The sequence below is a fragment of the Pseudomonas canadensis genome, from assembly GCF_030980095.1.
GTDB classification, from domain to species: Bacteria; Pseudomonadota; Gammaproteobacteria; order Pseudomonadales; family Pseudomonadaceae; genus Aquipseudomonas; species Aquipseudomonas canadensis.
In genome coordinates this window covers 2,541,525-2,555,160 of the sequence record NZ_CP133298.1, presented here as the reverse complement: position 1 = coordinate 2,555,160, position 13,636 = coordinate 2,541,525, and the positions used below count along the sequence as shown (strand labels likewise).

The following is a 13,636-nucleotide window of genomic DNA, read 5'->3' as shown; positions in this document are numbered from 1 at the left end:
TTCAGCAGGCCACGCCGGCCGTGATGCCGGGGTATTTTTTTGCGCCTACCCTGTAGACTTGCGCCACCCATCAGCGCAACAGACAACAACGCCAGAAGGATTGCCCATGTCCCGCACCGATCCCGAGACCACCCTGGAAGACACTCTCGCCAGCCCTCCGATCAATGCCGAGCGCCTGTTGCAGCTGATCACCGACGAATACGAGAGCCTGCCGCGCCAGCTCAAGCGCATCGCCAGCTACATGAGCCAGCAGAGCGACCGGATCATGGTCGACCGCATCAGCGACATCGCCCGCGAGTGCGAGGTGCACCCGTCGGCCATCGTGCGCTTCTCGCAACGCTTCGGGTTCAGTGGCTTCAGTGAGATGCAGGCGTTGTTCCGCGAGGCCTACACCCACAAGACCACGCCGGTGCAGAACTACCAGCAACGCATCCGCAGCATGATCGCCAACAAGTCGCAGAAGGCCAGCGGCGGCGACTTGGCGCGCGAATGCGTCAACGCGACCTTGTCCGGCATCGAGCGTCTGGGGCTGGAGCTGGATGATGTCGCGTTCGACAAAGCCGTGGACCTGGTGGTGAATGCCGACAATATCTACGTAGTCGGCGTGCGCCGCTCTTTTGCGGTGGCCGATTACCTGGTCTACAACCTGCAGCACACCAACAAGCGCATCCATCTGATTTCAGGCCTGGGCGGCAGCTACCGCGAGCAGATGCGCAGCGTGCGCGCCAATGACCTGGTGATTGCGATCAGCTTTACGCCCTACGGCAAAGAGACCCAGCACTGTCTGCGCATCGCCCAGCACCACCAGGCCAAGACCCTGATCATCACCGACAGCAACCTGTCGCCCCTGGCCAAGCGGGCGAACGCCGTGCTGTTGGTGAATGAAGGCTCGTCGTTTGCCTTCCGCTCGTTGAGCGCCACCCTGTGCCTGTGCCAGGCGTTGTTTATTGCGGTGGCGTACCGGTTGGAGTTGAAGGTGGATGAGATTCATGAGCAGGTCGGCTTCGACGACTGAGCATCAACCGATAGGCCGCCGGAATCACAAACAGCGACAACAACGGCGCCGTGAGCATCCCGCCGATCATCGGCGCGGCGATGCGGCTCATCACTTCGCTGCCGGTGCCGCCGTCCAGCAGGATCGGCAGCAGGCCGGCGATGATCACCGCCACCGTCATCGCCTTGGGCCGTACCCGCAGCACCGCGCCTTCGGTGATGGCGGCCAGCAGATCCCCATCCTTGCGATCAGCCCAGGCGTTTTTCAGGTACAGCAGCATGATCACGCCGAACTCCGCCGACACACCGGCCAGCGCGATAAACCCCACGCCCGTCGCCACCGACAAGTTGAAACCCAGCCCGTAAAGCAACCACACCCCGCCCGTCAGTGCGAACGGCAAAGTCGCCAGGATCAGCAGCGCTTCGTCCGCCCGGCGGAAGGTCAGGTACAGCAGCACGAAGATGATCAGCAAAGTCGCCGGCACCACTAGTTTCAGGCGTTGATTGGCCCGTTCCAGGAATTCGAACTGCCCCGAATAGCTGAGGCTCATGCCCGGTTGGAGCTGCACCTGCTGGTTGATTGCCGCGCGCAGATCCTTCACCACCGATGCCAGGTCGCGGTCGCGCACGTCGATGTAGACCCAGCCGGAAGGTCGTGCGTTTTCGCTCTTGAGCATCGGCGGGCCGTCGCTCACCTTGACCTTGGCCACCGTGCCCAGGGTGATTTGACTGCCTGACGGCGTGTAGATCGGCAAGTCTGCCAAGGCCGTCACCGAGTCGCGCCATTCCTTTTGATAGCGCAGGCTGATCGGGAAGCGCGCCAGGCCTTCCACGGTTTCGCCAATGGTTTCCCCGCCGATGGCACCCGACACAATCGACTGCACATCGGCGATGTTCAGTCCGTATTGCGCGGCCGCTGCCCGGTCGATATCCACGTCGATGTAACGCCCGCCGGTCAAGCGTTCGGCCAAGGCTGAACTGACGCCCGGCACACCCTTGGCGACTTTTTCCACCGCCTGGGTCACTGCGTCGATCTGCATCAGGCTGGTACCGGCCACCTTCACGCCGACCGGGCTTTTTACGCCGGTGGCAAGCATGTCGATGCGGTTGCGGATCGGCGGGATCCAGATGTTGGTCAGGCCCGGCACCTGCACCACGCGGTCGAGCTCCTTCACCAGTTTGTCCGGGGTCATACCGGGGCGCCATTGGTCACGGGGCTTGAACTCGATAGTGGTCTCGAACATTTCCAGCGGGGCCGGGTCAGTGGCTGTTTCGGCGCGACCGGCCTTGCCGAACACGTGTGCGACTTCGGGTACGGTCTTGATCAGCCGGTCGGTGCGTTGCAACAACTCACCCGCCGTTTGCGTCGACAGCCCCGGCAGTGCCGAGGGCATGTACAGCAAGTCCCCTTCGTCCAGCGGCGGCAAAAATTCACCGCCCAGTTTCGAGATCGGCCACACCGCACTGGCGACCACCAGCAACGCTACCACCAGGGTCAGGCGCGGCCGACGCAGCACCGCCTCCAGTGCAGGCTGGTAGAGCTTGATAAGGCCGCGATTGAGCGGGTTACGCTGCTCATCCGGAATGCGCCCGCGAATCCAGTAGCCCATCAGCACCGGGATCAAGGTCACCGACAAACCGGCGGCGGCCGCCATGGCGTAGGTCTTGGTGTAGGCCAGCGGGCCGAACAAGCGACCTTCCTGGGCCTGCAAGGTGAACACCGGAATGAACGACAAGGTGATGATCAACAGGCAGAAAAACAGCGCCGGGCCGACCTCTACCGCCGCGTCGGTCATCACCTGCCAATGGTCTTCGCCCTTGAGCTCACGACCCGGATTGGCGTGGTGCCAGACTTCGAGTTTCTTGTGGGCGTTTTCGATCATCACCACCGCCGCGTCGACCATCGCGCCGATGGCAATCGCGATGCCGCCCAGGGACATGATGTTGGCGTTGATGCCCTGGAAGCGCATGACGATAAACGCGATCAACACCCCCACCGGCAGCGAGATGATCGCCACCAGGGATGAGCGCAGGTGCCACAGGAAAATCCCGCAGACCAGCGCCACCACCACGAACTCTTCCAGCAGCTTGTGGCTGAGGTTGTCCACGGCGCGGTCGATGAGTTTGCTGCGGTCGTAGGTGGTGACGATCTCCACGCCGGGCGGCAGGCTGCTTTTCAGTTGTTCCAGCTTGGCCTTGACCGCAGCGATGGCTTCACGGGCATTCTTGCCACTGCGCAGGATCAGTACACCGCCCACCGCCTCGCCTTCGCCGTCCAGCTCGCTGACGCCCCGACGCAGGTCCGGGCCCAACTGAATGGTTGCCACGTCGCCAAGCGTAACGGGCACATTGTTCGCGTCCAGCCGCAAGGGAATCCCGCGAAAATCCTGCAGCGACTTGAGGTAGCCGGACGCCCGCACCATGTACTCGGACTCACCCATGTTCAGCACCGAGCCGCCGGTTTCCTGATTGGCTTTGCCGATGGCCTCCACCACCTGTGCCTGGGTAATGCCGCGATTGGCCAGGGCCAGCGGATCGAGCTGCACCTGGTACTGCTTGACCTGGCCACCGATGGTCGCGACTTCGGCCACATTGGGCAGGGTCTTGAGTTCGAACTTGAGGAACCAGTCCTGCAAGGCGCGCAACTGCGCCAGGTCATGCTGGCCGCTGCGGTCTACCAGTGCGTACTGGTAGATCCAGCCGACGCCAGTGGCGTCCGGACCCAGCGCTGGCTTGGCCGATACGGGCAAGCGCGCCTGCAACTGGCTGAGGTATTCCAGCACCCGCGAACGCGCCCAATACAGGTCGGTGCCTTCGTCGAACAGCACATAGACGTAGCTGTCGCCGAAAAAGGAAAACCCGCGCACGGTCTTGGCGCCCGGCACCGAAAGCATGGTGGTGGTCATCGGGTAGGTGACCTGGTTTTCCACGATCTGCGGCGCCTGGCCGGGATACGGCGTGCGGATGATCACCTGCACATCGGAGAGGTCCGGCAGTGCATCGACCGGCGTGTTTTGCACCGCCCAGATGCCCCAAGCCGTGACAAACAACGTCGCGAGCACTACCAGAAAACGGTTGGCGACTGACCAACGAATCAATAAGGCGATCATGGTTGGATAATCCCGCGCAAACTGGCTTCAGAATCCAGCAGGAATTGACCGGACGCGACCACCTGCTGGCCTTCCTGCAAACCGCTGCGGATCACCGTCATCTCCTGGCTTTCAGCGCCGACCTCGACGTCCACCGGGCGGTAATGCCCGCCCTCCTCGGCCAGCATCACCAACGTGCGTTTACCGGTACGGATCAACGCTTCGCTGGGCACCTGCAGCACGGATTGCGCGGAAGATTGCGCCAAACGCACTTGGGCCGTCATGCCGGGGCGCAAGGTGCCATCGGCATTGGGCAGTTCAACGCGAACCTGCACGGTACGGCTGTCGCCGGCGATCGTCGGCAAAATAGCACTGACGGTGCCCTTGACGGTTTGCCCCGGCAGCCCGACAAAGCGGCTTTCCACCGCTTGCCCCACAGCCAGCGCAGCACCTTGAGCTTGCGGCACAGCAACCTGCAACCACAGGCGATCCAGGCCATTGATGCGCGCCAGGCTCTGCCCCGCCGCCATCGTCATGCCTTCGCGCACGTCGAGGGTTTGCACCACGCCGCCGATGGGGCTGGCGACGGTCAATACCGATTGCACACGGCCGCTTCGCTCCATCTGCGCGATCAACCCGGCGGGCATACCGCTAAGGCGCAAACGCTGGCGCGCAGCCGCCAACAGACGCGCATCCGCGCTACGGCGCAAGGCCAGGAACTCTTCCTGGGCCGCCGCCCATTCGGGTATCAACAGGTCAGCCAGAGGCGCACCGGCCTTGAGCACGTCGCCCGGCGCGCGGTCATACACCCGCTCGACAAAACCACTGGCCCGCGCCTGTACCACGGCGACGTCACGCTCGTTAAAGGCGAGGATGCCAGACAGCTCCAGCGTGGACGCCAACACGCCACGGGTTACCGTTGCCAGGCGCACACCGAGGTTCTGCGCCACACGGGGGTCGATCTGCACAGCGGCGCTGCCTGCAGCGCCTTCGGCATAACGCGGCACCAATTGCATGTCCATGAAAGGCGACTTGCCGGGTTTGTTGAATTTCTGCTGCGGGTACATCGGGTCATACCAGTACAGCGCCGGTTTGTTGTCGGCCATGGCCGCGACCGGAGCCGGTGCCTGCGCAAGCCAGTAACCGGCGCCCAGGCCACCGCCCAACAACGCCACCGCGAGGAGTCGATTAATCATGGGAGGCTTCTCCGTAGGCGAAATACAGCTGCGCGCCAACCAGGGCACGTTGCTCGAGGGCATCGATCTGTTTGAAACGCGCTTCGACCAGCTCACGTCGGGCGCCGACCAGGTTGAGCAAGTCACCCTTGCCAGCGCGATAACCGGCCAAGCTAAGCGCGACCTTCTCTTCGGCCAGGGGCACCAGGCTGTCTTGGCTGCGCTGCACGGCGCGGTCCAGACGCTGGTATTGCGCGAGGTCATCATCCCGTTGCTGGGTGTGTTCGCGGGTGACCGCTTCGCGCTCGGCATCCAGCTGATCCAGCTCGGCTTGCTTGGCGGCGATCCCGGGGTTTTGCCGACGGCCGGGGAAGATCGGCAGGTCGAAACTCAATTGCAGGCTGATCATATCGCCGTATTCACGGCCACGGTGCTGGTAGTCCACTTCCCAACTCCAGTCCGAAGTCTTTTGCGCCTTGGCTTCGCGCAACCGCGCTTGGGCCTCGCGGGTGCGCGGCGCAAAAGCTTGCAATTCAGGGTGTTGATGCAGGTTGTAACGCCCGTCGATGGGCCAGTTGGGCAACTGGCCGCTGGGTGCTTCATTGGCGGCTGGGCCGATCCAGCGCTTGAGCGCCGCACGGGCCTGGGCGCGTTGCTGGACCAGTTCATCTTCGCGTCCGGCCAGTTCGGCGGCTTCCTGTCGTGGTATCACCGCATCCGAGGGCTGGCCGCGACCACCGGCCAATTGCGCACGCACGCTGTCTTGCAGCAGGCGGTTCTGCTGGTAGAAGTCCTTGAACAAGGCCTCCTTGCGTTCCACCGCATAGGCACGGATCCAGGCTTGGGCCGTGGCCTGGCGCACGTTCAGGCGCTCGATCCGACCTTCGGCCACGGTGCGCTCCACCGTGGCATCGGCCAGCTCGATACGCGCCTTGCGCTTGTCGCGGCTGGGCACCTGCTGTTGGATACCGATCATTTGTTCAGTCATGTCATCGCCATACAACGTGCCGCGATTGGGCCCACCGATGGGGAAGTTCTGCAGGCCAACCACCAGCTTCGGATCTGGCAGTTCGCCCGCCGGGATCGCCGCCTGGGTCGCGGCTTGCAGCTTGGCCGACTCAGCAGCGAGCGACGGTGCGTTGTTCTGCGCCAGGCGCAGGGCGTCGTCCAGGGTCAGCGCACTCGCCCACGCCGGCCACGCCAGCACGCCCACCACCAGGGCGCGCAAGTAGAAGGGATTCATGTTGAAAATTCCTGTTCCGTTGCGCTGCGCGCCGCATTACGCGGCCCACAGCAAAGCCATCCCGGTCAGGGGATGCGTCTTGAGGTGCAACAGGAGTCAGGCACGGGGTGGGCGCCAGACGCCGGACGGCGTGCGGTCTGGAATGAAATCCGAAGAGGCGCTGACGAGCAGCGGATGCGTCAGGGTCAACGGCGCCTTGAGCACCGGCAAGGAGAGTTGCAGCAAGCCGCCAGTCTTGCATTCCTGGCCGGGTTTGCAGGCCTTGCCGTGATCGACGCCATCCTGGCAGCAGTCAGGGTTCATGTCGGTCATCACCTGCATGTCCGACATCTTCATCGGGCAGGGTTCGGTGCTCGACGGCACACCCGCCATCCCGGTCAGGGGAAGCGTGAGGCTCAACAGCAGGACCAGGACTAAACGCAAGAGGCGGCTCATGGGGCGCGAGTCTAGCCAAGCGCGGGTTAAGCCGCTATTAACAATTGCGTGAGAACTCGGCCGTGATAGCGGATCTGGGCCAGGGTCAACGCGGTGTAGCCGATGATCACCGCCGGCGGCAAGCTCACGCCGTGACAGAACTTGCCCAGAGGCTGCAGCGTCAACCCGGCTTCGGCGGCATGGTTGCAGAAATCGCCCTCTTCGACACCGGCCGGCAACCACAACACAAAATGCAACCCTGCCTGCTGGCCACTGACCGCGCAGCGCCCGTCCAGGCATTCCAGCAACGCATCACGACGGGCCTGGTACGCCTGGCGCGAGGCACGCAAGTGACGCACGAAGGCGCCACTGCGCAAGAACTCGACCAACCCCAATTGATCAGTGGCCCCCACCGAATGCCCGGTGAGTTGCAAGGTGCGCAACAGCCCGCGACGCAACGCCTTGGGCACCACCATGAAGCCCACGCGCAAACCGGGGAACAGGTTCTTGTTGAAACTGCCGCAGTAGATCACGCGGTCGGCCGAATCCAGGGACTTGAGCGCGGCCAGTGGCGCGGTGTTGTAGTTGTACTCGCTGTCGTAATCGTCTTCGACCACCCAGGCGTCGGCGCGGGCTGCCCAGTCCAGCAGCGCCAGGCGACGGGACACCGACAGCGTCATGCCCAGCGGCGCCTGGTGCGCCGGGATGACGTAGGCCAAGCGGGCTGTCTCGGGAAGTTGCGCAGTATCGAGGCCCTCGGCGGTGACGGGGATGCCCTGCACATTGGCGCCTGCCAGCGTGAATAGGCGCCGTGCCGGCAGGTAGCCGGGATCCTCGACACAGGCCCTATCGCCGGCCTTGAGCACGCTGCGCGCGATCAGGTCCAGGGCGTGGCGGATGCCGGTGGTGACAATCACCTCATCGGCTTCGCAATGCAGGCCGCGATAGCTGCGCAGATAGTCGGCGATCTGTGCGCGCAACTCGGGCAGGCCGGCCGGGTGTGACGCTTCCAACACGCCCGGCCCGACTGACAACAGCCCACGGGTGATACAGCGGGCCCAGCTCTTCAGATCGAACAGGCTGGCATCCGGGCGCCGTGCGACAAAGGGCACATGGCTCTGCACACCACTGTCCGGCAGATCAGACTCCACAGGCCGACGGGGTATGTCCTTGGCCAACGGCGCGGCGATGAACTGCTCGGGAATCACCGCGCACACCCGCGTGCCGGACCCGGCGACCCGCTGCACGTAGCCTTCGCTGTGCAGACGGTCGAACACGGCTTCCAGCGTGCCACGGGAGACCCGCCAGCGTTCGGCCAGGCTCCGCGTGGAAGGCAAGCGGCTGCCTGCCGGCAGTTGGCGGTTCAGGATCGCACCGCGCAAGGCTTCGTAGGCGCCCTGCTGCTTGCCCGCGTCCAGCGTATCGGGGCGCGGCAGGTCGAGGGCGGATGCGGTTTTTCCTCGGCTCATAGTGGTCCTATCGAACATGGCACAAGTGGTCCTAATGATTAAACCACAATGCAGCTAGAGTCAGGACTCTACTCTTTGCATCGAGACGTCCCATGACTCAACGCGCCCTCTCCACCGGGTTCTGGCTGGTGCTGCTGACCGTGCTCATCGCCTTGCCACGCGTGACCTTGGACATGCACCTGCCGGCCCTGCCCGCCATGGCCGATTACTTCCAGACCAGCGACAGCCAGTTGCAACTGACCCTGACGCTGTACGCCCTCGGCTCGGCGATTTCGCTTCTGGTCAGTGGTCCGCTCACCGACCGCTTTGGTCGTCGTCCGGTGTTGCTGGCCGGGTTGTTTCTGTATGTCCTCGCCACGGCAGCTTGTGCCCTGGCGGACAACATCGCCGTGTTGATCATCGCCCGACTGTTCCAGGCTTTGGGTGGCTGTTGCACCACCGTGATCGGCCGTGTGATCGTGCGCGATTACTTCGACCGCAACGAGCAAGCACGCCTGCTTGGGCTGATCTCCATGGCCATGGCAATTTCGCCCATGGCCGCGCCGGTACTGGGTAGCCTGATGCTGCCGTTCATCCACTGGCGCGGACTGTTCGTGCTGCTGGGCGTAATCGGAGCTGTGCTGTGCCTGGTGGTGTATCGCCGTCTGCCTGAAACCCGCCCACCGGAAGTCGCCGCCGCCCCGCCGCGTGGGCTGCTGCGCATTTACGGCCAACTGCTGCGTGACCGTTACTTCCTGCGTTACTCCGTGGCGATCGGTTGCGTGTACAGCACCTATTTTCCGTTTATCAGCGAGTCATCGGCGTTGCTGCAACGGGGGTTTCATCTGTCCGCGACTGCTTACGCACTGGTGTTCGCAGCAACCATCAGCGGCTACATGCTGGGCGCGAACCTGTTTCGTCGGCTGGTGCGGCGCTTCGAGGCAGACCGTTTGATCGTCGTCGGCATAGCAATGAACGTGCTGGGCAGTGGGATTCTCGCGCTGGCGAGCGTCGCGCTGCCGGGGGAATGGCTGGCGATCGTGCTGCCGATGGTGCTGATCATGGTGTCGGTGGGGATGGTGATTCCGGCCTGTCAGCTCTCGGTGCTGCAGCCCTATGGTGCAATCGCGGGAACGGCATCCGGGCTGTTCTTTTTTACCCAGATGTTCCTGACGGCTGTGAGCAGTTGGGCGACCGGGCTGTTGTCCGATGGGACGTCGGCACCGTTGGTGATGATGACGGCACTGGCCAGTGTGTTGCTGGTGACAAGCTGGCTGGCCTTGCAGCAAAAAGCCGCGCCTGTTGCTCAGGCGCGGCTTGGGTAACGCAACAATCAGTGCATGAAGATCGCGATCAGGATGATCACCGGAATAGGCACACCGAGGAACCAAAGCAGTAATGAGCGCATGATGTTCTCCTTGAATTAACGTACGAAGTGTTCGGTTTCGACATACACCACGGCATCGCGACGGCGACCGCCAAAGGTGGCTGCGAAGCTGGCGAAGAACGCGCCGATCAACAGGGCAACAAAGGTCCACAGCGACGTGTAGGCAGCGACCTTGGCGGCGGTATCAGCAGCTTGTTTGGCTTTGAGCTTGGCGTCTTCCAACGCTTTGCGGGCGTCGCCGTAGACTTTGTCGATACGCGCTTCGGCATCCGCCTGGCTGAGGTTGGTGCGCTGGCTGATCAACTGCGCCAGGTAGGCACGGTCTTCAGGGGCCAGTTGACCGTCGTTGCTCAGGGTGCGGGTGAAGATGCGAGCAACCACACCATGGGCGGCGTCATCGCTGACGGCGGCCGGGCGATCATCGCGGAACAGGCTGTCGACGTAATAGTCGAAGTCACCACCGTTGACACCCTTGGCAGCACTGCCAGCGGCTTGGGTGATGCCGCTGGCCGCGCCAGCTGCAACGCTGGCACCGGCTTTCACGCCGCCGCTGACGACACTGCTTACCGAACCGACCACCAATACCGCAGTAATCAGCGTGGCCACAGCCCAGGCCAGGAAACCATGGGCGGTGTCGCGAAAGTACACCTCATCGCCATGCATATTCGCCCACTTCACCCGCAACCGGCCGGCGATATAACCGCCCAGCCCGGACGCGACGATCTGGGTAAACGCCAGCCAGACAATCGTGGAAATGCCAAGCCCTTTGGCACTGATACCACTGTCAGCCCACGGCGATACCGCCGAAAAGCCCAGGCCGAAACCTAGCAGCACCAGGATCAGTGACAATGCGGCCGCAGCGGCCGCCCCAGCAAAAATCGCCCCCCAGGAAACCCCGGAGAGCGCGCTCGACTCTTGCAGCGTGGATGAGGATGTGATCATTGTTGTTGTGCTCCAAGGCAGAAAAATAGTGTTACAAGTCTCAAAAGGGACAGTGCAGGCACCATGCCAGTCGCCACAAAAATAAATATCTATATATTTCAACAGGTTAAATAACTTGAACTTCCTAGAACCATGCAAGTTGCAAGAAACGGCAGTGGCAGGCGGGCTTTATGCATTCCCGAAGATCAATGTGGCGGTTTTGCCAACATGAAGTTTTATTTAGGAAGCGTTCAGCCATTTCTTGGCAAAATGCCCGCACTTCTGTAGGAGCCGGCTTGCCGGCGATTGCGGTCTTCCAGTGTGAAAGGTAATCCTATGACCCGTATTTTGACCATCGAGGATGACGCCGTAACGGCCCGCGAGATCGTCGCCGAGCTGAGTAGCCATGGACTGGATGTAGATTGGGTAGACAACGGCCGTGAAGGCCTGGTCCGCGCCGTCAGTGGCGATTACGACCTGATCACCCTCGACCGCATGTTGCCGGAGCTCGATGGCCTGGCCATCGTCACCACGCTGCGCACGATTGGTGTGTCGACGCCGATCCTAATGATCAGCGCCCTCTCCGATGTGGATGAGCGTGTGCGCGGCCTGCGTGCCGGCGGGGATGACTACCTCACCAAGCCGTTCGCCTCGGATGAAATGGCCGCCCGCGTCGAAGTGCTGCTGCGGCGCAAAAGCACGGTTCAGGAGTTCGAAACCGCCCTGCGCGTGGCCGACCTGGAGCTGAACCTGATCAGCCGCGAAGCCAGTCGCGCCGATCAGCCCCTAAGCCTGCTGCCCACCGAATACAAGTTGCTGGAATTCCTGATGCGCAACACCGGGCAGATCCTGTCGCGGATGATGATCTTCGAAGAAGTCTGGGGCTATCACTTCGACCCCGGCACTAACCTGATCGACGTGCACATCGGCCGTCTGCGCAAGAAGATCGACCCACCAGGCCTCACGCCGCTGATCCGCACGGTACGAGGTTCCGGTTATGTCATTGCTGAACCCCTCTAAAGGCTGGCGCTCTTCCAGCAGCCGCTTGCTGGCGCTGTACAGTTCGTTGTTCGTGGCCTGGAGCTGCATCCTCATGGGGGTGCTGTATTACGAGGTGTCGGGTTACCTGGGCGACCTGTCGCGCCATTCGCTGATGCAGCGCCAGCACCTGTTCCAGCGCTTCGACGGCGAGGAACTGGTGGAAGCCCTGACCACCAGCATGACCTTCGACATGAAGGGCGTGGACGCCTACGGCCTGTTCGATGAGCAGTTCCGCCCGCTCAGTGGGCCGATCCGCGCGGTGCCGCCGGACCTGCCGCTGGACGGCAAGATCCACGCCCTGGTCAATTGCGTCGACTCCGACGACCCCAAGTTGCCCAAGGACAGCTGCGACGCTGTCGCCACCCACACCGAAGACGGCCGCTGGCTGGTGCTGGTGCGCGCCAACGGTTCGCTGTTTGGCGTGACCCGGATCATCTGGCATGCCCTGCTGTGGGCGCTTTCCTTGACGATTATCCCCGGTGTTGCCGGCTGGCACTTACTGCGTCGACGCCCGTTGCGGCGGATTCGCGGGATCCAGGCCAGCGCCGAAGCCATCGTTGCCGGCGACTTGACCCACCGCCTGCCGCTGTCGAACCGACGTGACGAACTGGACATGCTCGCGGCCATCGTCAACGCCATGCTGGATCGCATCGAGAAGCTGATGAACGAGGTCAAGGGCGTGTGCGACAACATCGCCCACGACCTGCGCACCCCGCTGACACGCTTGCGCGCGCAGTTGTACCGGATCAAGCAGGAGGCCGAGGCGGAGTCGGACTACGCGGTGAAACTGGATGACGCAATTGCCGAAACCGATACGCTGATGGCGCGCTTTCGCGGGCTGTTGCGTATCTCCGAACTGGAAGACCACCAGCGTCGCTCAGGCTTTTTGGTCATGGACCCGCTGCCGCTGTTGCGTGAGTTGCACGACTTCTACCTGCCGCTGGCCGAAGAAGGCGAACTGCAACTGCGCCTCGAAACCCCGGAATCCCTGCCATGGATCACCGGCGACCGCGCGCTGCTGTTCGAGGCCCTGGCCAACCTGTTGAGCAACTCGATCAAGTTCTCCCCACCGGGCGGCGAAGTGATCTTGCGCGGGGTCAATGATGCCGGCAGCACGCGCATTGAAGTGCACGACTCCGGCCCCGGCATACCCGCGGCGGAGCGTGACGCAGTGTTCCAGCGCTTCTATCGCGTGGATGAAAGCGACCAGCAAGGCGGGTTCGGGTTGGGCTTGTCGATTGTGGCGGCGATCATCAACTTGCATGGGTTCAAGTTGGAAGTGGGTACCAGTGAACAAGGCGGTGCCAGATTAGTCCTGGAATGCCGCCAGCAGCTCATGCCCGAATAGCTTGCGCTGTTGAGATTTACTTCGGGGAGCGGGCTTGCTGTGGTGAGCGAGCTTGCTCGCGCTGGCGTGCGTAGCGCTCCCAAGATTTTTGGGGCTGCTGCGCGGCCCAGCGCGGGGCAAGCCCGCTCACCACAAAACCCAGTCACCACAGGTTCAGTTTCAGTCTGGGAAATTGGCGCGCAACGCGTCAAGCCCACCGCTGTAGACACCCGCAAACAATTCCTCCACCGCCGCATCCGTAGTCCCCGTCGCCGGCGTGAACACACCCGACCAGGTCACTTTCGCCGACATTTCGGTCAAGGCCTCAACCTGCAATGTCGCCAGGTACGCACTCACCGGAAACGGTGACTGCTCGATGGTGTAGCTGTAGGTGCGCCCAACGTTATCAAAGCTCTGCAACCGCTCCACCACCACGCCACCGTCGGCGGTTTGCAGGTGACGCACGCGGCCGCCATCGCTTGGCTCGCTTTTGACAATGAACGCCAGCCAGTCCGGCAGGCTGTTGAAGCCACCGACCAATTGCCAGACCTGATCGGCCGAGACCGGGATTTCAATTACAGAAGACGCTGTTGCCACG

The 13,636-nt window shown here is 62.8% G+C and carries 11 protein-coding genes; 4 read left to right on the top strand and 7 right to left on the bottom strand.

The features are described from left to right. The first annotated feature begins 106 nt into the window (after positions 1-106). Positions 107-1,015, top strand: coding sequence for a MurR/RpiR family transcriptional regulator (locus RB216_RS11705; protein ID WP_028615857.1), 909 nt, complete (start codon positions 107-109; stop codon positions 1,013-1,015). On the opposite strand, the gene RB216_RS11700 is transcribed toward RB216_RS11705, so the two are convergent. The 5 genes from RB216_RS11700 to pdxR form a co-directional block, all read right to left on the bottom strand. Next, on the bottom strand, positions 945-4,103 hold the full coding sequence (locus tag RB216_RS11700) for an efflux RND transporter permease subunit (RefSeq protein WP_308908726.1): 3,159 nt from the start codon (positions 4,101-4,103) through the stop codon (positions 945-947). The genes RB216_RS11705 and RB216_RS11700 overlap by 71 nt on opposite strands. Beyond that, positions 4,100-5,278, bottom strand: coding sequence for an efflux RND transporter periplasmic adaptor subunit (locus RB216_RS11695; RefSeq protein WP_308908725.1), 1,179 nt, complete (start codon positions 5,276-5,278; stop codon positions 4,100-4,102). Before RB216_RS11695 ends, RB216_RS11700 begins: the two co-directional genes overlap by 4 nt. Continuing rightward, positions 5,271-6,500 carry a TolC family protein gene (locus RB216_RS11690; protein WP_308908724.1) on the bottom strand — a complete coding sequence of 410 codons (1,230 nt, stop codon included), beginning with the start codon at positions 6,498-6,500 and terminating at the stop codon, positions 5,271-5,273. The genes RB216_RS11695 and RB216_RS11690 overlap by 8 nt, the downstream gene beginning before the upstream one ends. A 96-nt stretch (positions 6,501-6,596) precedes the next feature. After that, complete coding sequence (locus RB216_RS11685) at positions 6,597-6,935, bottom strand: hypothetical protein (protein ID WP_028615853.1); 339 nt, start codon at positions 6,933-6,935, stop codon at positions 6,597-6,599. Between the two features lie 26 nt (positions 6,936-6,961). Beyond that, positions 6,962-8,383, bottom strand: a complete 1,422-nt coding sequence (gene pdxR / locus RB216_RS11680) for a MocR-like pyridoxine biosynthesis transcription factor PdxR (protein ID WP_308908723.1) — start codon at positions 8,381-8,383, stop codon at positions 6,962-6,964. Positions 8,384-8,475: 92 nt separating this feature from the next. On the opposite strand from pdxR, the gene RB216_RS11675 reads away from it, so the two are divergent. Then, entirely contained in the window at positions 8,476-9,687 is a 1,212-nt protein-coding gene (locus tag RB216_RS11675) for a multidrug effflux MFS transporter (protein ID WP_028615851.1), read from the top strand. Positions 9,688-9,785: 98 nt separating this feature from the next. Here the strand turns inward: RB216_RS11675 and RB216_RS11670 are convergent, their stop codons facing one another. Next, a complete protein-coding gene (locus tag RB216_RS11670) occupies positions 9,786-10,691 on the bottom strand; it encodes a hypothetical protein (RefSeq protein ID WP_123476703.1) in 906 nt (301 codons plus the stop codon). A gap of 315 nt (positions 10,692-11,006) precedes the next feature. Between RB216_RS11670 and RB216_RS11665 the strand changes: the two genes are divergently transcribed. Together RB216_RS11665 and RB216_RS11660 are read left to right on the top strand one after the other, a co-directional pair. Next, a complete protein-coding gene (locus RB216_RS11665; protein ID WP_010211030.1) occupies positions 11,007-11,690 on the top strand; it encodes a response regulator transcription factor in 684 nt (227 codons plus the stop codon). Continuing rightward, positions 11,668-13,059, top strand: coding sequence for a sensor histidine kinase (locus tag RB216_RS11660; RefSeq protein WP_028615849.1), 1,392 nt, complete (start codon positions 11,668-11,670; stop codon positions 13,057-13,059). Before RB216_RS11665 ends, RB216_RS11660 begins: the two co-directional genes overlap by 23 nt. A gap of 159 nt (positions 13,060-13,218) precedes the next feature. On the opposite strand, the gene RB216_RS11655 is transcribed toward RB216_RS11660, so the two are convergent. Then, a complete protein-coding gene (locus RB216_RS11655) occupies positions 13,219-13,635 on the bottom strand; it encodes an SRPBCC family protein (RefSeq protein ID WP_308908722.1) in 417 nt (138 codons plus the stop codon). Between the last annotated feature and the right edge of the window lies 1 nt (position 13,636).